Annotated in this window: 21 protein-coding genes; 14 read left to right on the plus strand and 7 right to left on the minus strand. The window is 71.1% G+C overall.

Annotation, left to right across the window (positions count from 1 at the left end):
- The 5 genes from VNO22_16010 to tmk form a co-directional block, all read right to left on the minus strand.
- The coding region (locus tag VNO22_16010) for an AI-2E family transporter (GenBank protein HXG62875.1) at positions 1–1090 on the minus strand (1090 nt) is incomplete at its 3' end.
- Between the two features lie 51 nt (positions 1091–1141).
- Positions 1142–1537, minus strand: coding sequence for a Minf_1886 family protein (locus VNO22_16015; protein HXG62876.1), 396 nt, complete (start codon positions 1535–1537; stop codon positions 1142–1144).
- Positions 1515–3062, minus strand: a complete 1548-nt coding sequence (gene metG / locus VNO22_16020; protein ID HXG62877.1) for a methionine--tRNA ligase — start codon at positions 3060–3062, stop codon at positions 1515–1517. Before metG ends, VNO22_16015 begins: the two co-directional genes overlap by 23 nt.
- 23 nt (positions 3063–3085) lie before the next feature.
- Positions 3086–3976: an AAA family ATPase gene (locus VNO22_16025; GenBank protein ID HXG62878.1), complete on the minus strand. Its 891-nt coding sequence runs from the start codon at positions 3974–3976 to the stop codon at positions 3086–3088.
- Complete coding sequence (gene tmk / locus VNO22_16030; protein HXG62879.1) at positions 3966–4577, minus strand: dTMP kinase; 612 nt, start codon at positions 4575–4577, stop codon at positions 3966–3968. The genes VNO22_16025 and tmk overlap by 11 nt, the downstream gene beginning before the upstream one ends.
- A gap of 65 nt (positions 4578–4642) precedes the next feature.
- Here tmk and hslV point away from each other — a divergent pair, with 65 nt between their 5' ends.
- The gene (gene hslV / locus VNO22_16035; GenBank protein HXG62880.1) at positions 4643–5170 is read left to right on the plus strand and encodes an ATP-dependent protease subunit HslV; all 528 of its coding nucleotides are present in this window, start codon (positions 4643–4645) and stop codon (positions 5168–5170) included.
- Positions 5171–5227: 57 nt separating this feature from the next.
- Positions 5228–6565 carry an ATP-dependent protease ATPase subunit HslU gene (hslU, locus tag VNO22_16040; GenBank protein ID HXG62881.1) on the plus strand — a complete coding sequence of 446 codons (1338 nt, stop codon included), beginning with the start codon at positions 5228–5230 and terminating at the stop codon, positions 6563–6565.
- Here the strand turns inward: hslU and VNO22_16045 are convergent.
- Positions 6562–7938, minus strand: a complete 1377-nt coding sequence (locus VNO22_16045; GenBank protein HXG62882.1) for an O-antigen ligase family protein — start codon at positions 7936–7938, stop codon at positions 6562–6564. The two genes, hslU and VNO22_16045, sit on opposite strands and share 4 nt — an antisense overlap.
- A gap of 214 nt (positions 7939–8152) precedes the next feature.
- On the opposite strand from VNO22_16045, the gene VNO22_16050 reads away from it, so the two are divergent.
- The 6 genes from VNO22_16050 to VNO22_16075 are packed head-to-tail and all read left to right on the plus strand — an operon-like array spanning position 8153 to position 15143.
- Complete coding sequence (locus tag VNO22_16050; protein ID HXG62883.1) at positions 8153–8350, plus strand: hypothetical protein; 198 nt, start codon at positions 8153–8155, stop codon at positions 8348–8350.
- Position 8351: 1 nt separating this feature from the next.
- Entirely contained in the window at positions 8352–10154 is a 1803-nt protein-coding gene (locus VNO22_16055) for a hypothetical protein (GenBank protein HXG62884.1), read from the plus strand.
- Complete coding sequence (locus VNO22_16060) at positions 10151–11338, plus strand: glycosyltransferase (GenBank protein HXG62885.1); 1188 nt, start codon at positions 10151–10153, stop codon at positions 11336–11338. The genes VNO22_16055 and VNO22_16060 overlap by 4 nt, the downstream gene beginning before the upstream one ends.
- A complete protein-coding gene (locus VNO22_16065) occupies positions 11335–12879 on the plus strand; it encodes a hypothetical protein (protein HXG62886.1) in 1545 nt (514 codons plus the stop codon). The genes VNO22_16060 and VNO22_16065 overlap by 4 nt, the downstream gene beginning before the upstream one ends.
- Positions 12876–14033: a glycosyltransferase gene (locus VNO22_16070; protein HXG62887.1), complete on the plus strand. Its 1158-nt coding sequence runs from the start codon at positions 12876–12878 to the stop codon at positions 14031–14033. Before VNO22_16065 ends, VNO22_16070 begins: the two co-directional genes overlap by 4 nt.
- A gap of 30 nt (positions 14034–14063) precedes the next feature.
- Complete coding sequence (locus tag VNO22_16075; GenBank protein ID HXG62888.1) at positions 14064–15143, plus strand: glycosyltransferase family 4 protein; 1080 nt, start codon at positions 14064–14066, stop codon at positions 15141–15143.
- 19 nt (positions 15144–15162) lie between these two features.
- Here the strand turns inward: VNO22_16075 and VNO22_16080 are convergent, their stop codons facing one another.
- On the minus strand, positions 15163–16083 hold the full coding sequence (locus VNO22_16080; GenBank protein ID HXG62889.1) for a glycosyltransferase family 2 protein: 921 nt from the start codon (positions 16081–16083) through the stop codon (positions 15163–15165).
- Between the two features lie 96 nt (positions 16084–16179).
- Between VNO22_16080 and VNO22_16085 the strand changes: the two genes are divergently transcribed.
- From VNO22_16085 to pelF, 6 genes are all read left to right on the plus strand, one after another.
- Entirely contained in the window at positions 16180–17037 is an 858-nt protein-coding gene (locus VNO22_16085) for a glycosyltransferase family 2 protein (GenBank protein HXG62890.1), read from the plus strand.
- Entirely contained in the window at positions 17021–18049 is a 1029-nt protein-coding gene (locus VNO22_16090; GenBank protein ID HXG62891.1) for a glycosyltransferase family 9 protein, read from the plus strand. The genes VNO22_16085 and VNO22_16090 overlap by 17 nt, the downstream gene beginning before the upstream one ends.
- Entirely contained in the window at positions 18027–19199 is a 1173-nt protein-coding gene (locus tag VNO22_16095) for a glycosyltransferase family 4 protein (GenBank protein ID HXG62892.1), read from the plus strand. The genes VNO22_16090 and VNO22_16095 overlap by 23 nt, the downstream gene beginning before the upstream one ends.
- Positions 19171–20304 (plus strand): ATP-grasp domain-containing protein, encoded by a 1134-nt coding sequence (locus VNO22_16100; GenBank protein ID HXG62893.1) that lies wholly within the window; start codon positions 19171–19173, stop codon positions 20302–20304. The genes VNO22_16095 and VNO22_16100 overlap by 29 nt, the downstream gene beginning before the upstream one ends.
- Entirely contained in the window at positions 20301–21053 is a 753-nt protein-coding gene (locus tag VNO22_16105; protein HXG62894.1) for a class I SAM-dependent methyltransferase, read from the plus strand. The genes VNO22_16100 and VNO22_16105 overlap by 4 nt, the downstream gene beginning before the upstream one ends.
- Positions 21054–21058: 5 nt before the next feature.
- Positions 21059–22204: GT4 family glycosyltransferase PelF (gene pelF, locus VNO22_16110; protein ID HXG62895.1), on the plus strand; the 1146-nt coding region annotated here is incomplete at its 3' end.

Here is a 22204-nt window from a genome sequence, read left to right on the forward strand (position 1 = left end):
TGCCTGAAGGACTGACGGATCCGCCGGGCCCCGCCACGTCCCGGAACGCCGGCCAGACGTAGTCCTCGAACAGAATCTTGGCCGTGGACGCCAGGGGCACGGCCAGGAGCATCCCCAGGAAGCCGAAAAGCTCTCCGAAGATGAAAAGCGAGAGAATGACGGCGACCGGGTGAAGGCCCGTCTCCTTCCCCAGAATCGTCGGCTGCAGGACCGTTCCCTCGAGCACCTGGACGGCCACGAAGAGCCCCGCCGTCAGGAAGAACGCGCGCCCGAATTCCCCCGTGTCGGCCAGGACGAAAAGGGACGTCGCGGCGAACCCCACGGCCACCCCGACGAACGGAACCAGGGCCAGGATCGCGTAGAGCGCTCCGAAGAGAAGCGCGAACTTCACGCCGATGAGAAGAAGCCCCAGGAAGACGATCAGGCCCTCGATCGCGCAGATGGTGATCTGCCCGCGGAAGAAGGCGGCGTTGGCGCGGTGAATTTTCCCGAGGGTTTCCAGCACCTTCTCGCGGTACGGCCCGGGAAGGGCGCGGGAAAAGCGCTCCCATCCCTCGTTCATCCGCAGGAGCGCGAAAAAGAGATAAACCGGCACCAGCACCACGAAGGAGACCACCGAGAGGAAGCCGCGCAGGCTTCCGGCGGCGAAGGAGATCACCGAGCCCAGAATCGATCCTCCCGCCCGCGCCAGTTCCGCTTCGTGCCCCTGGACCCGCCGGCGCACCTCTTCGAGGACCTGCTCCCAGTTCTCCCATCCGAACCAGCGCTCCAGGTAGGGCAGGAGCCGGTGAATCCGCGCGTCCTCGCCCGTGAAGGTGACCTGGACGAACTGGCGCCCTTCGGCGACCGCGCGGGGCACCGCCCACAGGAGCGCCAGCGCCGCCGCCCCCGCCAGAAGCACGTAGACCGCCGCGATCGAGACCGGGCGCGGCACCCGGCGGCGCTCCAGCGCGGTCACGAGCGGGTTGAGGATGTACGCCAGAAGGAGCGCGACGAGCAGGGGAAGGAACACCGCCCGCAGGGCGTAGATCAGAACCAAGGCGCCGATCGCCAGCAGGGCCAGGATCAGGGTTTTCCAGGGACGGGTCATCCCGAAATTCAATCACAAAGGAGGATCGGGTCGAAGAAATAACCGGGGGCGTCAGGGCTTCTCGGAGCCCCGCAGAGCCCGACAGCCGGCGTCGAACCGGAAGACCTCGCGGAAATCGAAGACGTCGTCGAAGTCTTCGCGGCAATCGTTCTCGGAACGGCTCATGAGCCCCGCGTCCACGAGGTTGAAGACGATGTTGCCGAAATCCCCGGTCGTCCGCACGCCCCAGACGTCGAAGACCATGAGCGCCAGGCCGCCGAACTGCTCCAGCGCCAGGTCGCGGATGCCCTCCAGGAGCTCGCGGCCCGTGACGTGACGCTTCTGGCCGATGCGCCGAACCGTGTAGTCGAGCGCCTCGTAGACGAACCGATAGGCCTGGACGTGGTAGCGTCCATCGCGGGCGGCCACCTCGGCCAGCCGCGCGTCAAAGCTGCGGGGCGTTGACATCGATTTTCTGGAAGAGAACCGGGCCCTTCCGGACCCGCGTCCCCATCCTAATATACTCGGGCGTTTTTGCAACCTCCAGCCGGAGCGGGACCGCGGAGAGGCCGAGCTGTTCGAGGATGCGGCCGGCGGTTCCCGGAATGAAGGGCGAAAGCAGCGTCGCCAGGATGCGCAGCGCCTCGGCGGACCGGTAGAGGACCCCCGCCACGGCGGCGGCGCGGCCCTGCTTGTGGAGGGACCACGGGGCGGTCGCGTCGATGTAGCCGTTGGCGGCCCCCACCGCCTCCCAGATTTCCGCGAGCGCCGTGTGGAACTCGAGGCGCTCCATGAGCGGCTCGACGCGGGCGGCCAGCCCTTCGAGCGTTCCGCGCAGCGCCGCGTCCTGCGGAAGGGCCTCGCCGCGCGTGGCGAACTCCCCTCCAAGGTACCGCTCGGTCATCGAAACCACGCGGTTGAGGAGGTTGCCGAGCTTGTCGGCCAGATCGTTGTTGGTCCGCTCCAGGAACTTGTCCCACGTGAAGTCGCCGTCCTGGCCGAAGGCAACCTCCCGCAGGAGGTAGTTCCGCAGGCTGTCGGGACCAAACCGGTCGGCCACCGCCGCCGGGTCGATCGCCGTCCCGAGCGTCTTGGACATCTTGTACCGCTCCGCCCCCTTGCGGATGTAGACGAACCCGTGGACGGCGAGCTTCCGGGGCGGCTCGATCCCGGCCGAAAGAAGCATCGCGGGCCAGATGATCGCGTGGAACCGCGTGATGTCCTTTCCGATCACGTGGCAGTCCGCCGGCCAGAGGCGCGCGAACCGCTCCGGATCGTCCGGAAACCCGGCCGCCGTGACGTAGTTGATGAGCGCGTCGAACCAGACGTACATCACCTGCTCCGGGTCGTCCGGGATGGGCACCCCCCACCGCGTGGACCGGCGGGAAATGGAGATGTCCTCGAGCCCCTGGTCGAGGACCGCCAGCATTTCGTTGGCCCGGAACGCCGGATCGATGAACCCGCCGCCCGCGATCAGCCGACGCACGGGCTCGGCATAGCGGGAGAGCCGGAAGAAGTAGTTTTCCTCCTCCACCTTCTCGAGCGGCGTCGAGGGATGGTTCGGGCAGCGGCCCTCGACGGTTTCGCTTTCCGTCTTGCGCGCCTCGCAGCCCACGCAGTAGAGGCCCCGGTAAAGCCCCTTGTAGACGTCGCCCCGGTCCCGCAGGCGCCGGAAGATCTCCCGGCAGGCGCGGGCGTGGGCGGGTTCGGTCGTGCGGATGAAGCGGTCGAACGAAAGGTCGAGCTTGGCCCACGTTTCCCGGAACTTCGCCTCCATCCGGTCGCAGTACTCGCGCGGATCCAGCCCCAGCTCCGCGGCCTTGCGCGCCACCTGCTGGCTGTGCTCGTCGTTTCCCATGAGGAAAAAGACGTCGTCGCCCCGCAGGCGCTTCCACCGGGCCAGCACGTCCGCCAGGATCTTCTCGTAGGACGTGCCCACGTGGGGCGTGCTGTTGACGTAGTCGATCGCGGTCGTCAGATAGTACTTGGCCATGGTCCTCACCCGGAGGTCGGTCCTCAGACCCTCAAAAGCGCGTCCTCCACGGTCAGGGGGACGTTGGCGTTGAGATCGATCAGGCGCGCGCGGTCGAGCAGCGTCTCGATCCGTTCGAGCAGATCATCCTCGTCGAGCCGGGCCGCGCGCTCGACGAACTCGGGGGAGGCCAGCCGCGGAGGCCGCCCCAGGCGCGCCTCGAGCGCATCCCGGAACGCCCGGGCCAGAAGCCCCAGATCCCGCCGGGCCGCGCGCCGCGCCTCCTCGGTGTCCCGGATCTTCGCCAGGCCCTCGACGATCGGGTTGAGTTCGCCCGAGAGCACCCGCTCCTGGATCTCCCGCGCCCGGGCGCGCACGGCGGCCAGCTCCCCCGCCAGCTCCCGCGCGGTCCCCACCGAGCCGTCCGCCAGAACGGCCAGGATCCGGGCGTCCTCCTCTCCGAGCCCGAGCGCGCCGCGGGCGTAACGGACGATCTCGTCCTCGGACAGGGGGAAAAAGAGAATCCGCTGGCAGCGCGACCGCACGGTCGGCAGAAGCCGCTCGGGGACGCTCGAAACCAGGATGAGGACGGTCCGCGGCGGAGGTTCTTCGAGCGTCTTCAGAAGCGCGTTCATCGCCTCCTCGGACATCCGGTCCGCCTCGTCGAAGATCACGGCGCGCGGGCGGTCCGCCGTGAGGCTGAGCTCGCGGATGACCTCCCGGACCTGCTCGATGAGGATCTCGTGGCGGCCCGGCGGCCGCGCGACGACGCGGGGTTCGGCTCCGAGCGCGCGGGCGAACGCTTCGGCGGCCGACCGCTTGCCGACCCCCTCGGGTCCCGAGAAAAGGTAGGCATGTGCCGGCCGCCCGCCCGCCGCCAGCGCGCGCAGCCGGGCGAGCGCCGCCGCGTTGCCCGCGATCGCGTCAAAGGACACGGTCCACCGCCTCCCGCAGGTCCCGGAAAACCTCCTCGACCGGCCGCGCGGCGTTCAGGACGCGGATCCGGCGGGGGTCCCGGCGCGCGATCCGGAGGAATCCCCGCCGAACCCGCTCCTGGTAGGCCAGGCCCTTGCGCTCCACCCGGTCCCCCGGGCCCGCGCGCCGCGCCCGCGCCGTCCTCGGCGGAAGGTCCAGCACCGCCACGAGGTCCGGCCGCTCGAACCGGGCGATCCGCTCGGCCAGCTCGAGCACGCCCTCCAGTCCCACGCCGCCGGCCGCGCCCTGGTAGGCCGCGGTGGAGTAGTAGTACCGGTCGCACACGACGTCGCGCCCGGCCTCGAGCGCCGGCCGGATCACCTCCTCCAGGAGCTGCGCCCGGCTGGCCATGTAGAGGAAAAGCTCGGTGAGCGGGGCCATCTCGGCGTGGCGCGCGTCCAGCAGCAGCCTCCGGATTTTCTCGCCCAGACGGGTGCCCCCCGGCTCGCGCGTCCGCACCACGCGGCGGCCGCGGCGCTCCAGGTGGCGCGCCAGGAGGGCCGCCAGCGTCGTCTTGCCCGAGCCGTCGATCCCTTCGACGACGATGAACCGGCCGCGCATCGGCGCCAGTATACGGCTCCCCGGGGGGAAGTCCAGCGTTGCCCGGAAGCCCCGGCGGCTCTATGATGAGGTCCATGACGACGATCCTGGCGGTGCGGCATCAGGGGGCCGTGGCGATCGGCGGCGACGGGCAGGTCACCCAGGGCGCCACCGTCGTCAAGCGCGACGCCCTCAAGATCCGGCGCCTTCACGAAGGGCGCGTGCTGGCCGGCTTCGCCGGCGGGACGGCCGATTCGATGGCGCTCCTCGAGAAGTACGAAGGAATGCTCAAGAAGTATCAGGGGAACGCCGCCAAGGCGGCCGTGGAGCTGGCCAAGGAATGGCGCACGGACCGGCTCCTGCGGCGGCTGGAATCGCTTCTTCTGGTGGCCGACCGGGAGCACACCCTGCTCATTTCGGGACAGGGGGACGTGATCGAGCCCGACGACGGGGTGGCCGGAATCGGCTCGGGCGCGCCGGCCGCCGTGGCCGCCGCCCGCGCCCTGGTCCGGCACGCGCCCCTCAAGGCCCGCGACATCGTCGTCGAGGCGCTCCAGATCGCCGCGGGGCTCTGCATCTACACGAACGACCGCATCCGCGTCGAGGAGCTCTGAAGGCGGATTCCGGAGTTTACCGTTGACGCCTCCGCGGGCCTGTATAGACTGCACGTGATGAGCGAGCGCGATCTGACTCCGGCCCGCATCGTGCGGGAACTCGACAAATACATCGTAGGACAGGAGGCCGCCAAGCGGGTGGTCGCGGTGGCCGTGCGCAACCGCTGGCGCCGCCAGCAGCTGCCGCCGGAGCTCCGGAACGAGTTCCACCCCAAGAACATCATGCTTATCGGACCGACGGGCGTGGGGAAAACCGAAATCGCCCGGAGGCTGGCCGCGCTGGTTGCGGCCCCGTTCGTCAAGGTGGAGGCCACCCGCTACACGGAAGTGGGCTACGTGGGCCGGGACGTCGAGTCGATCGTGCGGGATCTCGTCGAGGTGTCCATCAGCATGGTCAAGGCCGAGGAGCTCGCGCGCGTCCAGAAGAAGGCCGAGGCGCAGGCCGAGGAGCGGCTGCTCGATCTCCTTCTTCCGGGACGGCGCGAGGCCGGCGATCCCGAGGCGGCCGAGCGTTCGGCCGCGTCCCGCGAGAAGCTCCGGGAGCGGCTGCGCGAGGGATCCCTGGACGCCCGGGAGGTGGAAGTGACCGTCGAGGAACGCCAAACCCCCTTCATGCAGGTCTTCTCGCCGGGGGGCATGGAGGAAGTGGGGCTCGACGTCCCCGGCGCGCTCGGAAGCCTCTTTCCGCCCCGCCACGTCACGCGGCGGGTCAGCGTCGCGGAGGCCCGCAAGATTCTTTCCCAGCAGGAGGCCGAGAAGCTCATCGATCGCGACCGCGTCACCCGCGAGGGGCTCCGCCGGGCTCAGGAGCAGGGCATCATCTTCATCGACGAGATCGACAAGATCGTCGGCGCGGAGAAGACCCACGGGCCCGACGTTTCGCGCGAGGGCGTCCAGCGCGACCTCCTGCCGATCGTCGAAGGCGCCACCGTCAACACGCGCTACGGCGTCGTCAAGACGGACCACATCCTCTTCATCGCGGCGGGCGCGTTCAGCTTCTCGAAGCCCACGGACCTTATCCCGGAGCTCCAGGGGCGTTTTCCGCTGCGGGCGGAACTCAAGAGTCTCGGCCGGGAAGACTTCATCCGCATCCTCACGGAGCCGAAAAACGCCCTCCTCAAGCAGTACGCCGCGCTGCTCGAAACCGAGGGGGTCCACCTGGACTTTCAGAAGGACGCGATCGACGAGCTGGCCACGGTGGCCGCCCGCGTCAACGGAACGCTCCAGGACATCGGCGCGCGGAGGCTCCATACGGTGGTCGAACGGGTGCTGGACGAGATCTCGTTCACGGCGCCGGACATCGCCCCCGCCCGGATTTCGATCGACGCCCGGTACGTGCGGGAGCGCCTCCAGGGGATCCTCGAGGACGAAGATCTGCGCAAATACATCCTCTAGCGGAACGGGAAGGGCCGCGGCGGGGAGGGGCGGCCCGGTTCCGGAAGGGTCAGGCCCCATTCGGCGCGCCGGTGAGACACGGCGATCAGGAGTCCCGTCCAGAACATCAGACTCTCCATCGTTCGGATGGAGGTGAAGCTCGTGGCGCCCACCGCGTGGACGAGCATGGCGAAAAGGCCGATCAGGAATCCGGCGGCGTAGCCCCGCCCGAAGGTCCGCGGCGGAAGCGCGCCGTGGGCGGCCGCGGCCGCCCGGCCCAGGCGCACGAGAATCCACAGGAAGAAGCCCAGGCCCAGCAGGCCGGCGTCCACGAGGACGCGGATGTATTCGTTGTCCAGTTCGCCCAGGGGGGTCGATCCCACGCCGCGCCCCAGGAGGAAGTGCTCCGGTCCCATCCGGGTGAGCGCCGCATACCAGGCGTGGACCCGGGAGTCCCAGGACGCGGGACTGGAGCCCGAGACGACGCCCGCGATCGTCTGCGCGCGCTCCCACACCGAGCCGGGCGCCAGCGCCGGAAACATCACCAGAAGAAGGAGCAGCAGGGGCAGAAGTCTCCGGGCCTTCAGCACGGAGAAGGCCAGGACGCCCAGGAAGAGGGCCGCATACGAGGTGCGCGAATAGGTGAACAGAAGGCCCCACGCCAGCGGGGCCGCGGCCCCCAGCGCCAGGAGGCGCGACGGCCCGGCCGGCCCGTCAATGGCCAGGCCCAGGAGAACGGAGATCGTCAGGAGCAGGTAGCCCCCGTAGATCGTGGCCGTCTCGCCCGCCGGTCCGTGGACGCGCGCCACGCCGGTCCCGGCGATTTCTCCCGTGGTGCCCATCGTCAGGCTCGTCAGGGCCACCAGTGCCGCGAAGATGACGAGCGCCCGGAACTCCCCTTCCGTCCGGACGTTGTGGACGACGATCGCGAAGATCAGGAAGTATTCCACGTACTTGATCAGGATGAGGAGGGCGGCGCGGAAGGTCGTGGTCCCGGCCGCGATTCCCAGGAGCGAGGCCGCCACGAGGGTCAGAAAGTAGGCGGCGCAGGGTCCCCCCAGTCCCGTCGGAATCCAGGGCTCCCGGCGTTGCGCGGCCCGCGTGAGCCACGCCACCAGAAGGCCCGGGATGATGAAATCCTCGATGCGCAGATTGTTGAGTCCTCCCAGCGTCATTTCGGGGGACAGACCGATGCAGGCGAGGAGAAAGGAGAGCCCCAGGATGATGTCCACGAACGTGGCCACGTAGGCCAGCAGTCCCAGCACCGCCCCGAGCTGGATGAAACGGAGGTTCGGGGATCCCTCGGTCAGACCGTAGACGAGGTAGCCCAGCGTGGCCAGGCCGACGGCGACCGGCAGGATCTTCCCAAGCACCGGCGGGGACGCCGGGCGCACAGGACGCGCAAGCGCCATAGAGGTCCGGGAAAACACCGGCCTTCCTTATCAGGAACTATAGTTCATAAGGGACCGCTCCTGGAGCCGAATTGGGAAGAGCGGTGCCGTCCGGAGGCGTTCGCCCGCGGGACCCGCGATTCCGGCGCCGTTCCGGCGCGCCCGGTATTAATATCGTCCTCCCGGCGGATCGCCGATAACGGGATTAGGAGCTGCGATGGCGAGGGACAGGTCGGCGTACGGTCCGGGCCGCGTGCGGATCGGTCTCTTCGTGGCCGGTCTGGCCGCCTATTACGCTCTTTACGCGGCGGTTTTCGTCGACCGGATGAAGGATTATCTGCGGGACGTCGAGCGTCACTTCGCCTTCGCTTTTCCGATCGTGGGAATCCTGCGCCGGCTTCTGGGGGCGCCCTGAGGTGATGGGACTCGCCCTTTTTCCGCCGGTGCTCCTGGCGATCCTCAGCCTGGGAGACCGCGCGGCGTCCGCCCTGGGCCCGCCGCGTTCGCTGACCGAGCGCCTCGGGCTCGGGCTGGCCGCCGGGCTCGGGATTCTGATGGTTTCGTTTTTCCTCGTTGCGGCGGCCGGCCTGGCCTCGACCGTCTCGGCCGCCGCGCTTTGCGGAATGTTCCTGGCGCTTTCGGGGAGGAACGTGCGCCCTCTGGTTCTGCGCCTGGTCGGGGGGGTTCGGAGTCTCGAACGCCCCTATACCGCGGACGGCTGGGCGGCTCTCGGAGCGGCGGCCTTCGCGGCACTGGGAGGCCTTATGGCGCTGGCTCCTCCCACGGGCATGGATGCCGGAATCCTGCACTTCGCGCTGCCCAAGGTTCTTCTTCAGGAAGGACGACTGCCGTTGCGGGAGGACATGGCGACGCCCCGGTCGATCGGCTTCACGATGGTGTACGCCTTCGGCATGGCCCTGGGCGGCGAGATCCTGGCCAAGCTTCTCGGATACGCGTCCGGCGTGGCGGCGATCCTCCTGGGCGCGGCGGCGGGGGAGCGCGTTCGACCCGGAGCCGGCCCGTGGGCCGCGCTGGCCCTTGCCTCCACGCCCTTCGTTTCCGCGCACCTGGGCTACGAATACCTGGAGATGCCCGCTCTGGCCTTCACGCTGGCGGGGGCGCTGTGCCTGCTCCGTTACGCCGGAGGAGAAGGATCCGCGTGGGCCGTGGCGGCCGCCGCGGGCGCGGGCTTCGCGGTCCATGCCAAGTCGAGCGCCTTCGCCGCCGCGACGATCGTCCCGGTCGCCCTGGCCCTGGTCTGGCGCCGCCGGGATCCCCGCCGCTGGGCGATCCTGGCGGCCTGCGCCGCCGCCTTCGCGGCGACGGCCGGCCTCTGGGGGCTCTGGTGGAGTTTCGTCTACGTCCCCGCCCAGGGAGGGACGGCCGCCGCCTTCCTGCGCGACGAGGTTCTCTCCCGGCCGGGCGCCGCGGAACTCGCCCGGGCCGCCCTTCGAACCGTGGGCGTCCTGGCCACCGCGGGCGCCTATTGGAGCGAGTCCTGCGGACCGCTGATCGTGTCGGGCGCCGCCGGCGCGGTGCTCTTCCGAAAGCATGGGGCCTCCATCGCCTTCGTGCCGCTTCTGGTTCTGAGCGTCCTTGTTCACATCGCCGTTCTGGCGGCGGCGTCGCCCCTTCAGATCCTGGAGCCCTGGTTTCAGGGACGTTACGCCGCGCCGGCCGTCATCGGCTTCGGCGCTCCGACGGCCGGCGCCTTCATTCACTGGGCCCGCGCCCGCGGGGGACTCCTGGGCGGCGCCGTCACGGTTGCCGCCGTGGCCCTGGCGGCGCCCCTGCTGGGCGTCAAGGCGGCCCGGACCGCCGTCGCCCTCCCCGCCGCCGCCGGCCTGGAAAGCCGGTCCGCCTACCTTTCCCGGAAGGTCGAAAGCTTCGCCGCCTGCGCCTGGATCAACGGGCTGCCCCGTTCCGACGTTCGCGTCCTCTACATGGGCTACCGGCCGTACTACCTCGACCGGCCGTACATCCGGTGCCTGGACGGAACGTGGGCGCCCTTTTTCCGCGACATCCGGAGCCGCGAGGATTTTCTCCGGAAGCTTCGCTCCGAACGCGTCACGCACGTTCTTTTCGAGCGGCCGCGGCTGCCGCAGGCGGACTGGCTCGGCGATCCGCGGCGGTTCTTCGCTTCGCCGCCCTTCCGCGAGGTGGGGCGCTGGGATCACCCGGGGGGCCACTGGGTGCTCGTCTCCGAGTTCGAGCCATGACCGGCGGACGCGTGCTCATGGTGGCCTACCACTTCCCGCCGTCCGGCGCGGTGGCCGCTCACCGGGCGTCCAAGTTCGCCCGCTACCTTCCGGAATTCGGCTGGGAGCCCGTCGTCGTGGCGCGGCGTCCCGATCGGCGTCAGCCCCGGGATCCCAGTTTCGCCGGACGTCCCGCGGCGCGCGTGCGCCTGAATCCTCTGGAGCCGGCGCGGGTGCTGGGACTTCTGCCGCACTCCTGGATCGATCCGCTGCGCCGCTCTCTCTTCGTGCCCGACGAGGAACTCGGCTGGACGGCCGCGTTAGTCGCGCGCCTTCCGGCCCTCGTCGCGCGCTTCCGGCCGGACGTCCTCTGGGCGAATTCGGTCCCGACCGGTTCCCTCGTCGCCGTCGCGTGGATCGCGCGCCGCGTCCGCCTGCCCTGGGTGGCGGACTTCCACAACGAATGGACCCGCAACATGTATTACCGGCCTCCGACGCGGGTGCATGACGCGCTTCATCGCCGGCTGGAGCGCTTCGTCGTGGAGTCCGCGCGGCGGGTGGTGACGCTCAATCCCCTTCACACGGACGATCTGCGGCGCCGCTTCCCGGCGGCGCGGGTGGAGACGATCGAGAACGGCTTCGATCCGGGCGATTTCGAGATCGCCCCGCCCGCCCCCGGCCGCCGCCCTCTCGTCCTGACGTACGCGGGAGCCGTCTACGGCTACCAGAGTCCGGTCCCTTTTCTCCGGGCCCTGGCCCGTCTGGGACGGCGCGACGTCGAGGTGCGGATCGTGGGGGACCGCTTCGGGGGATTCGGCGGCGGGGAGTGGCCGTTTCCGGTCCGCACTTGGGGGCATCTGCCGCATCGCGAGCTCGGGCGTGTCTATTCGGAGAGCTCGGCCTTCTTTCTCTGCCTTGAGCCGCCGGCGGCGCGGCAGCTTCCGGCCAAGCTCTACGAATACCTGGGGGCGGGGCGGCCGATCTTCGCCATCGCGCCGCGCGGCGGAGCGGTGGAGGCGTGGCTGGGCCGGACGGGAGCGGGCGTGTGCGCGCCCGCGGAGGATCCCGATGCGTGGGCCCCGCGGCTGGCCGAGTTTCTCGAAGGGATCGACCGTTTCCGGCCGGTGGGGGGCGAGGAATTCCACCGTCGCGTTCAGGCGCAGCGGCTGGCCGCGATCCTGAACGAGGCGCGGGGGGGCGCATGACGACCGTGCCGGCCGACAAGGCGACCCTGATCCGGAACACGGCGTATGCGGCGGCCGCCCACGCCGTGGGGTTTCTCGTTCCTCTCCTTCTGACGCCGTACGTGGTGCGCCGCGTCGGGTGGGAGGCCTACGGCGTATGGGTGGCGCTTTCGGCGCTGGGCGCCTGGTTGAGCCGGTACGACGCGGGGTTGTGGGCGGCGGTGGCACGGGACGTCGCGGACCGGCGGGCGCGGGGGGATCAGGAGGGATTGCGCCGGGTGAGCGTGGCCTGGATCTTCTTCGATGGGGCCGCCGGCGCGGCCGTTGCGGGGTCCGCCGTCCTGTTCGGACCGACCCTCGTGCGCGCGGTCGTTCCGGCGGCGGATCCCCGGGGGGCGCAGACGCTCTTTCTCCTGGTGGCCGTCCAGGCCGCGCTCACGCCGCCGCTGCGTCATCTCATGCAGACGCTGCACGGCCTTCAGCGGCTGGATTGGGCGCAGGGAATGTCCGCCGTGATGACGCTTCTTTCGGCGGTAAGCCTGGTGGCTTTTCTCGAGAGCGGATGGGGGCTGACGGGAGTGGCGGTCAATGGTCTGGCCTTCACGGTTCTCCAGATCGGGGTGCTGGCGGTTCTGGCCCTGCGGGCGGGCTATCCCCTCGGGGGCGGCCCGCGGCTGTTTCGGCCGGCGGTTCTGAGGCGGCTCATCGGCTTCGGGTGGAAACTCGAGGCCGATCAGGCGATCCAGCAGGCGCTTCGGAGCGACCGGATCTTCCTGAGCGCGGCCGGCCTTCCGGCCGCCGGGGTGGCGCAGTATCAGGTGGGAGCGGCGGTCGCGGACCGGCTGGTCGCCTCCGTGGCGGTCCTGTCGTCGGCGGTGCTTCCGGCGGCGTCCGACTGGGCGGCGCGGGGCCGGCGGGACCGGCTGGTTCAGCTGCTCATGAAGGGAACCCGGTACCATGCGCTGGCGGCGTTCGGGCTGCTGGGCTTTGCGGCGCTCTTCGCGGAGGAGCTCCTGGTGCTCTGGCTGGGGGAGCGGCTTCCGGGGGCGGCGGAAGTTCTGCGGATTTTCGCATGGGGAGGGTTTGCGCAGGCGGCCGTCTGCTGCGCCCAGGCGCTGGGGCCGGCTCTGGGGCGCCCGGGGCTTTCGGCCCTCTCCAGCGCCGCGGGGCTGGCCGCCGCCGGCGCGCTTTACATCCTCTGGGGCCAACGCTATGATTACCGGGGCATGGCCTGGGCGGTGTCCGCCGGCCTGGTCCTGATTCAGGTCGTGTTCGTACTCGGGTTTCGCGGGGTGATGACCTTCAGCTGGAGAGAGTTCCTGGGGAACGCGCTTTTCAAGCCGGCGGCGCTCGCGCTGCCTCTGGGGGGCGTCTACGCCGTGTGGAGGCTGGCGGCGCCCCACCTGCCGGCGGTGGACACGCGGGCGGCGGCCGCGGCGGTGCTGGTCCCCGCGTTCCTGGCGGCGGTCGCGGCGTCGGCCGGGACGGCCCGTTTGCTGCGCCTCCTGGACGCGGACGACTGGAGTGCCCTTCGGTTTCTCGGACGCCGATTCACGCCATGAAAATCCTTTACCTTTCCGACATCCTCAACATCCACGACGAGCGGCTCCTGACGCAGTTTCGGGGCGCCGGGCACGACGTGACGTTGCTCACCTTCTTCCACCGCGCGCCGGAGCTGCCCAAGTTCGTCCGCGACCTCAAGGTCATTCATGAGCGGTACGCCACGTACCCGGACGGGGCCGGGGCGAGCCGCTGGCGGCTCATCCGGGCGGTCGAGTACCGCCGGGACGAAGCCCGCGCGTGCCTGAAAATCAAGGACGTCCTGCGGCAGAACCGGTTCGACGTGGTGTTCGCCAACTGGGCGCTCACGTCGGGCTACGTGGCGGCCCATGCGGGCGCGCGGCCGCTGGCGCTTTTCCCGTGGGGGTCGGACATCCTCGTCTGGCCGAAGCTTCACCGGGGCTTCGCGGAGCGCGCGGTGAAGGCCCTGCGCACGGCGGACCTCGTGGTCTGCAACTCGAAGACCGCCGCGGAGGAGGCCAAGCGTCTGGCGCGGCTGCGTCCCGACCGGGTCGAGGTTCTGCCGATCGAGCTGGACGCGGCGCGTTTCGAGCCGCGTCCGCGCAACGACGAGCTCCGGGCGCACTGGGGCCTGGGGGACAGGGCGGTGGTGCTCTCCACCCGCCCGCTCAAGGAGCTCTACGACCATCCCACGCTTCTGGCGGCCCTCGCCCGGCCCGGCATGGAGAAATTCGCCGCCGTTTTCGTGGGGGACGGCAATCTTCGCGCCGATCTCGAACGCAAGGCGCAGGATCTCAAGGTCGCCGACCGCGTCCGCTTCGTCGGCCTCGTGGAGAACGAGCGGATTCCGGAGTATCTGGCCGCGGCGGATCTCTACGTGACCTGTTCCCGCAGCGACAGCGCGTCGCTCGGATTGCTCGAGGCCATGGCGATGGCCATCCCCGTGGTCGCCAGCGACATTCCCGCCAACCGCGAGTGGGTGGCGCCCGGCCAGTCGGGATGGCTCTTTCCGGTGGGCGATTCGGAGGCGCTGGCCGGGGCGCTTTCGGCCGCGATGGCCGACGACAAGAACCGCCAGGAAGTGGCGCTCCGCGGCCGGGCGATCGCGCTGGCCCGGGCGGATTCCCGCAAGAACTTCCCGAAGCTCCTGGCGCGGATCGAGGCTCTGGCGCACGCCCCGCGGGTCCGGTCGTAGAATATCCGTAGGCCCGTCGCCCGGGCCGGGATGAAGATCCTCTACCTGACCTTCGACGATCTGACCGCTCCCTATGCGTGGACGGTGCACGTGCGCGCCGTCGTCAACGGCCTGGTGGCCCGGGGGCACGCGGTGCGGCTGGTCGCCCCGGGCGGCCGGGCGCCCGGCGTGAAGGCGCCGTGCGACCCGGTGGGGCCGGGGGCGTTTCATCACCTCGTCGGCTCGCTCGGAGCCTTCGTTCGGAGCGGCCGCGCGTTCGGCCCGGAGGTCGTCTACGTGCGGGGCGTTCATGCCACCGTGACGCCGGCCCTGGCGGCCCGGCGGCTCGGACGTCCCCTGGTCGTCGAGATCAACGGACTCCTCGAGGAAGAAGCTCCGTCCGGATGGCGCCGCGGGGCGGTTCGGGCGGCGCACCGGTTCACGTTGGCCCGCGCGGCGCGGGTGGTGACGGTCTCGCCGCTTCTTCGGGACGCGCTGGGGCGGCGCTACGGCGTGCCCGCGGAGCGGGTGGACGTGGTGCCCAACGGGGCCGATCTCGGGCTTTTCGCTCCCGGCGATCGGGACGCGGCGCGTCGCGCGCTGGGGTTGCCGGCGGATCGGCCGCTGGTCGTCTGTGTGGCGAGCTTCTATGCCCATCATGCGCGCGAGCTTCTCGTGGAAGCGTGCGCGCGGGCGGGGGCGCAGCTGGTTCTGGTCGGCGGGGAGCCGGACGCTCCGCCGGGGGTGATCGCCGCGGGGCGCGTTCCGCACGAGAGGGTGCCGGTCTTTCTCGCCGCCGCGGACGTCTGCGCCTACGTGTTGCGGGCGCCGCATCCGGAGTTCGGATTCTCGCCGCTCAAGGTCTACGAGTACATGGCGGCGGGACGCCCGGTGGCGGCGGCGACGGATCAGGAGGCGCTTCGGGAGTTCATCACCGGGGAGGGAGTGGGGCTGGCGGTGCCTCTGGACGCGGAGGCCCTGGCGGGCGCGCTCCGGCGGCTCCTGGGAGACGCCGCGCTCCGGGAGCGGCTGGGGCGCCGGGGCCGGGAGCGGGCGGAGTCGTTCTACAACTGGGATCGCGCGGCGGCGCAGGTGGAGGAGTCGCTGCGGCGGGCGTGCGGGCGTGGATGAACGGTTCGAAGGGGGGGGACTACCGGGACGGAGCTTTTCGAGAACGAGATCCCGAAAGGATCGCCCGCATTCGGGCGCATCCGAACTCCGCGACCGCCGCCAGCCGGGCGGCCCAGGAGAGGTCCGGCAGCGTCAGGAAGGACCGCGCTTCCCGCCAGAATCCTTCCGACCTCCCGCCGGCCCGCCGCGCGTGCCGCCGCGCGAGCGTGCGGAGCGCTTTCGACCGCAAGCCCTCCCACTCGGCCCCCTCGGCCGCAAAGCTCCGCAGCCCCAGGATGAGTTCCCTCGCGTGACGGCTTTCCGCAAGACGCTCCGTCGCGCTCTCCGGATGCACGCGATAGGCCGCCAGCGGAGATCTCACGCAGGCCACCTGAGATCCGCGCGCGAGGCGGAGGAAAAGCCCCCAGTCGAAGAAAAGGCCCGCCCCCTCGGGGACGCCCCCCGCCCCCTCCAGCGCCGCGCGCCGGATCAGGCAGGCCGCCCAGTGGGCCGGATTGAGCGCCTCGCCGAGACTCCGCCGGACGAACTCGTCGCCCTCCAGACGCTCGGGGAGATCCGGCACGAACCGGCCCGCCGGCCGGCCTTCCGCGTCCACGTAATCCACCCCTCCGAAGGCGAACGCCGTGCGCTCCCCGGCGGCGCCCAGAAGCCGCTCCAGGCAGGAGGGATAAAGAACGTCGTCGTGAGAGAGAAAAAGGACCCAGTCCCCGCGCGCCTCCGCCAGGCACGCCCGGAGGTTGGCCGCCAGCCCCACGTCCGAACGCTGCTCGAGGATCCGCAGGCGGGCGTCCCGGAACGAACGGACCGCCGCCAGCGTTCCGTCCTCCGAGGCGTTGTCGGAGAGGATGAGTTCCCACTCCCGGAGCGTCTGGGCCAGGACCGACGAGACGGACTCCCGCACGTACCGTTCGCCGTTGCGGACCGGAAGGCAGATGCTCACCCGCGGGGTCATTCCGGAGCGCCCTTCAAGATGGCCGTTTGGAAGGGAGTATACTCTTACAGGAGCGGCGCCGCGCGCGCCGATAGGAGACTCCGGATGGTCCGCGTGTCGCTGGTGATTCCGACGGTCGATCGCCCGGAGGCGCTCTATAACCTCCTGCGCCACCTGGAGCATCAGACGCGGCCGCCCGAGGAAATCGTCATCGTCGATCAGTCGGCCCGCGAGGACGCCCGCGTGGCGGCCTGGGCGGCCGGACGTCCGGGCGTGCGGTACGTCCGGATCGCGGAGCGGGGCCTTCCCAACGCCCGCAACGTGGGGATCCGGCGGTCCGGGGGGGACGTGGTTCTCTTCCTGGACGACGACGTCATTCCCGACCGGGATCTCGTGCGGTATCACGCTGAGGCGTACCGCGATCCGACCGTGGCCGGAGTGGGCGGCCGCGTCGTCGGGGGATACGATTTCGCCGGCGGTGCGGTCGGCGCGTTCCGTCCCCTGGGGGCGGCGGTCGTGAGGAACTTCGGCGCGGACCGGGCGGGCGAGGTGGACCATCTGCCGGGGGGCAACATGTCCTTCCGGCGCGGGGTCTTCGACCGCGTCGGGGGCTTCGACGTCGCCTTCGGCGGCGGCGCGATCGGCGAGGAGACGGACTTCTGCCTGCGCGCCCGCCGGGCCGGGTTCCGTCTGATTTTCGAACCCCGCGCGGCCGTGGAGCACCTGCACCTGTCCTCGGGAGGATGCCGGTCGGAACGCTTCGAGGACTGGCTCTACTGGCATGCGCACAACACGATGCTTTTCACGCTCCGCCACGGCCGGGCGCTGGGATGGGCGGCCTTCGTGGCGGGCCGGATCGTGCGGTTCGCGGGGTTCGCCCTGGAGCGCGGCTCGCCCGCGCTTCTGGTGACCGGGTTGCGCGGACTTCTGCGCGGAGTGGCGACGCATGTCCAGAGCGCCTGAGCGGGTGCTGGCCCTGCGGCTGGGCGGGATCGGCGAGGTGCTGGCGGTGACGCCCACGCTCCGCGGCATCCGCCGGGCCTATCCGAAGGCGCGGATCACCCTTCTGGCCGAGCGGCCGGCCGGGGAGGTCGCCCGGGGGGTCGTGGACGAGATCGTTTCGGCCGACGCCGCCTTCCGCGCCCGCGGCGGGCGGGCCCTTCTGGATCCCCGCGTTCTGGCGGACGCCGCCCGGCTGGCCGGCCGGCTCCTGGGGCGGTCGTTCGATCTCTTCCTCGACTTCCATCATCGGTTCGCCTGGAGGCACGGACTCAAGCCGCTTCTGGTGGCGATGCTCGCCCGGGCGTCCCGACGCGTCGGCTTCGGCCCCGGGGCGCTTTTGACCGATCCCGTGCCGGATCCGGACGACCGGCCGATGTACGAACGCAACCGCGCGTTTCTCGAGGCGCTGGGGCTTCCCGCGGAAGACCTCGAGCCCCGGCTCGACGTGGATCCGGCCGATCAGGAGTGGGTGGACGCGCTCCTGGCGGCGCTGGAGCTTCCGGCCGGACGGTTCATCGCGATCGCTCCCGGTTCTTCGCGTCCCGAGACCCGCTGGGGCGAGGAACGGTTTCGGCGCGCGGCGGAGCGGCTCGCGCAGCGGGGGCCGGTGGTCCTCGTCGGCGGTCCGGACGAGCGGGCGCTCTGCGCGGCGGCGGCCCCGCCGGGAGCCGTGAATCTCGCCGGGCGCACCACGGTGGGGAGGCTGGCGGCGCTGCTCCGCCGGGCGGCGATTCTCGTGGCCAACGACTCCGGTCCGGTCCACATGGCGTACGCCCTGGGGACGCCGGCGGTGGGCCTCTATCGACCCGGGGAAGTCCGCCGCTGGGGGGCCTATCCGGATCGGCGCCGCTTTCGGGCACTGGCGCGGGAAGGGCCGGGGGCGGAGCGGGGCGCGACCCTGCCCTGGATTTCCGTGGAGGAAGTCGTCGCGGCCGCCGAGGAGCTTCTGGATGCGAATCCTCCACGTTCATGATTTCTTCGCCCCGGGCAACAGCCGCTACGGGTTCGACGCGGCGCGCTTCCTGGCCGCCGTCGGCCACGAGATGCACGTCCTGGCCGCCGTGGGGCCCCGCGGGCCGGAGGATGGAGCGATCCTCGAGGGCGTTCGCTTTCACACGTACCCCTACCGTGAAGATCTCGAGGGGCTGGGCCGCCTGCGCTACGCGCTGGCGGCCAACGAGGAGCGCTTCGAGGAGCTCCAGGAACGCCATGACTTCGATCTCGTCCTGCTCAATCAGCCCGTGTGCGCCCAGGGCGTTCTCCGGGCGCCGGCTTCGGAATCGGTGGCCAAAGTGTACTGGTTCATCTCACCCTGGGCGGCCGAGTGGCGGGCCGAGCATCCGGATTCGGGCCCGGTGGCGCGCCTCTTTCAGGAAGGCTTCCGGCATCGTCTCGAAGACGTCGCGGTCCGCTCGTGCGATCGGGTTCTGGTCGAGAGCGATTTCATCCGGCAGGAGCTGCGGCGCCACCACCGGAAAGTGCCCGCGGAGAAGGTGGTGCTCGTTCCCGGCGCGGTGGACCTGGACCGCTTCCGCCCGCGGGGCACGCGGGAGGAGGCGCGCGCCCGGTTCGGGCTCGGGCCCGGGAAGGTCGTCCTGACCGTCCGCCGGCTCGTCGAACGGATGGGGATTGATCTTCTGATCGACGCGGCCGCGGAACTGCCGGGCGTCGAGCTTGTCATCGGCGGGGAAGGGCCCCAGCGGGCGGCGCTGGAGGAGCGGGCCGCGCGCCGGGGCGTCCGCGCCCGGTTCCTGGGATACGTCTCCGACGAGGATCTCCCCTGGCTCTACCGGGCGGCGGATCTTTTCGTCCTGCCGACCCGGGCGCTCGAAGGGTTCGGGCTCGTGGCCGTGGAGGCCATGGCGTGCGGAACCCCCGCGATGGGGACGCCGGTGGGGGCGATCCCGGAAGTCCTGAAGCCTCTCGGGCTGCTTTTCGAGGACGCGAGCGCCTCCGCGCTGGCCCGGGGGATTCGGAAGTTCCTGGCGGAAGCCGATCCCGCCCTGGGCGAACGGTGCCGTGCCTACGTGGCCGAGCGCTACGACTGGCGCCTCGTGGCGCCCGCGCTGGAACGGGCGCTCCTGGAGACCGTCCATGAACGTGCTCGTCACGGACGGGAATAGCCGGGTGGCCCTGGCCGTGGTCCGCGCCCTGGGCCGGGCGGGAGCGCACGTCCGGGTGGTCGAGCAGGAACGCTTCGCCCGGCGGACGCCGGCGGCGTTCCGGTCGCGCTTCGCGCGGGAGAGACGGGTGCTGCCGTCCCTGGGACCGGACGGCGCCTTCCTCCGCGCGCTGGCGGAGGCGGCCCGCGGCGCGGACGTGATCCTGCCGGTCTCGACCCACATGGTGCTCGCCCTGGCGGAGGCGCGCGCGGCGCTTCCGGCGCCGGTTCCCGTGGCGGCTCCGGAAACGCTCCGGCGGGCCAACGACAAGGCCGCGCTTCTCGACGTGGCCCGGCGCGCCGGAGTCCCCGTTCCGGAGAGCCACCTTCCGCGCTCGGAAGGCGAGCTCGACGAGGTGGCCGGCCGGATCCGCTGGCCCGCCGTGGTGAAACTCCGGGACGACGAGGGGACCTTTCTTTCGCCCGGAGAGCGGTACCGCATCGTCCGGACGCCGTCGGAGCTTCGCGACGCGTACCGGGCGCTTCACCGCCTGCGGCCGTTTCCGATCGTCCAGGAGCGCGTGGCCGGGGAAGGGTACGGCGTGGGGGCGCTGGCGCGGGACGGAGAGCTTCTGGCCGCGGTGGTGCACCGGAGGGTGCGCGAGTATCCGATCGAGGGCGGCCCGAGCGCCTTCTGCGAGAGCGTGCGCAACGTGCGGCTCGTCGAGGCGGCCCGGAGGATTCTGCGGGAGCTGGGCTGGACCGGCGTGGCCATGGTGGAATTTCGGGGCGGTCCGGACGATTTCCGGCTGCTCGAGGTCAATCCGCGCTTCTGGGGGGCGCTTCCTCTGGCCACGGCGGCGGGCGTCAACTTCCCGTGGCTTCTCTGCCGGATGGCGCTGGGGCGGGAGCTCGGACCCGCACCCATCTATGCGGAGGGGGTTCGCCTGCGGTTCTTGCCGATGGATCTGGCGGCGGCCTGGAGCGCGTTCCGGGCGGGCAACGGGCGGCGGCGGTACGTGTGGGGGTTCCTGAGAGATCTTCTGGATCCGCGCGTGAGGGACGGGATTTTCGAAGCCGGGGACTGGAGCGCTTCGATGGCCTGGTGGCTGAGCCGACGTCCATGAAACCGATCGAAAAGGCGGTGCGCGACGCGAACCGTCGCGTCTTCGACGCCAAGGATTTCGACGCGTACGACGCCAATCCCAGCATCTTCGAGCGGGCGCGGCAGGACGAGATCGAGCGGGTGCTGGCGGGGGAGGCGCGGCGGGAGCTTCTCCTGGACGTGGGGTGCGGCACGGGGAACGTGCTGCGCCTGGCGGAGCGGCACTACCGCCGGTGCGTGGGCGTGGATCTGAGCGCCCGGCTTCTGGCCGAGCTGCGCCGGCGCCGGCCGGCGCTGGGCCTGGCTTCGGCGGAGGCGGCGTTTCTGCCCTTCCGCGAAGGGACGTTCGACGTCGTCACGATGTACGCGCTCGTTCATCATCTGCTCGATCCGGCGCCGGCGTTCCGGGCGGCGTGGCGCGTCCTGCGGCCCGGCGGGCTGCTCTACCTGGACCACGATCCCAACTACTACTTCGGGCGGTTTCACCACATCTACTACCGGGTGCGGTACGCGCGGCGGCCGGGGTTCGGCTCCTGGGACGCGGAGCTTTCGGAATGGCACCACACGCGGACCGGGGGGCTCAACCCGGACGCGATCCGAACGGCCCTGGAGCGCGCGGGATTCCGGGAGGTGTCCGTGCGCTACCGGATCACCACGAATCCCGCGCTGCCGCTGGGGTTCCGGATCGTCCGGGCCGTGATGCGGGCGCTGGTCCGCGTCTATCCTTTCAAATCGCTCCACACGCACTTCTGGGTCCTGGCGCGCAAGTGAGGCGGGTGCGGCTTTTCCAGGTGATCACGCGCATGGCCCGGGGCGGGGCTCAGCGCGTGGTTCTCGAGCTCCTGTCGCGGCTGCCGCGCGGGGAGTTCGAGCCGGCGCTGGTCTGCGGCGCGGCCGACGGGGGACTTCTTCCGGAGGCGCGGGCGGCCGGGGTCGAGGTGATTCTGATTCCGGAACTCGTCCGGGAGGTGCGTCCTCGGGCGGATGCGGCGGCGGGGGCGCGGCTGGCGGCGCTTTTCCGGCGGCGCCGGCCGGACGTGGTGCACGCCCACACGTACAAGGCGGGGATGCTGGCGGGCGTCGCGGCGCGGTGGGCCGGAGTTCCGGCGGTGATCGTGAGTCCGCACGGTCACATTTTTGCGCCGGGGGCGCGCATCCCGGGAGTCCCGGCGGGCGGATGGAAGCTGCGGTTCCTGCGGTGGGCGACGTCCGCGGCGCAGGCCTGGGCGCATCGAGTCACGGCGCTCTCGGAGACCGACCGGAGCCAGCAGATCGCCCTCGGCCTGGGGGCGGCTTCGCGCTACGTGGTGGTTCCGAACGGGATCGACGTGGAGCGATACGCCGCGCCGCGGCCGCGCCTGTTTGCGGGCCGGCCGGTGGTGGGCGCCGTGGGCCGTTTCAGCCCTGAGAAGGGGCAGGGCGTGCTCCTCGAGGCGTTCGCGCGGGCGCGCGCGGCGCTTCCGGCCGCGCGGCTCGTTCTGGTCGGCTACGGGGAGGCGGAAGGAGAGCTGCGGGAAGCCGCGGCGCGGGCGGGGCTCGGGGAGACGGTGGTTTTCGCGGGGGAGCGGGACAGCGCCGAAGTGCTTTCTTCGTTCGATGTGTTCGTCCAGCCGTCGCTGTACGAGAGCCAGGGGCTGGCGATTCTGGAGGCCATGGCGGCGGGGTGTCCCGTGATCGCCACCGACGTGGGCGGGGTCCGGGACGTGGTGCGGGACGGCGAGACGGGGGTTCTCGTCCCGGCCGGCGACCCGGCGGCGCTGGCGGCGGCGATCGTGGGGCTGGCGGGGGCTCCCGAGCGGGCGGACGCGCTGGCGGCGCGGGCCCGCGCGTGGGTGCGCGAGCGGTTCTCGGTCGAACGCATGGTCGCCGCCTATGCGGACCTGTATCGGAATCTTCTGGGGTGGAGGCGGGCGTCGCCCGGG

The organism is Planctomycetota bacterium (assembly GCA_035574235.1).
Classification (GTDB): domain Bacteria; phylum Planctomycetota; class MHYJ01; order MHYJ01; family JACPRB01; genus DATLZA01.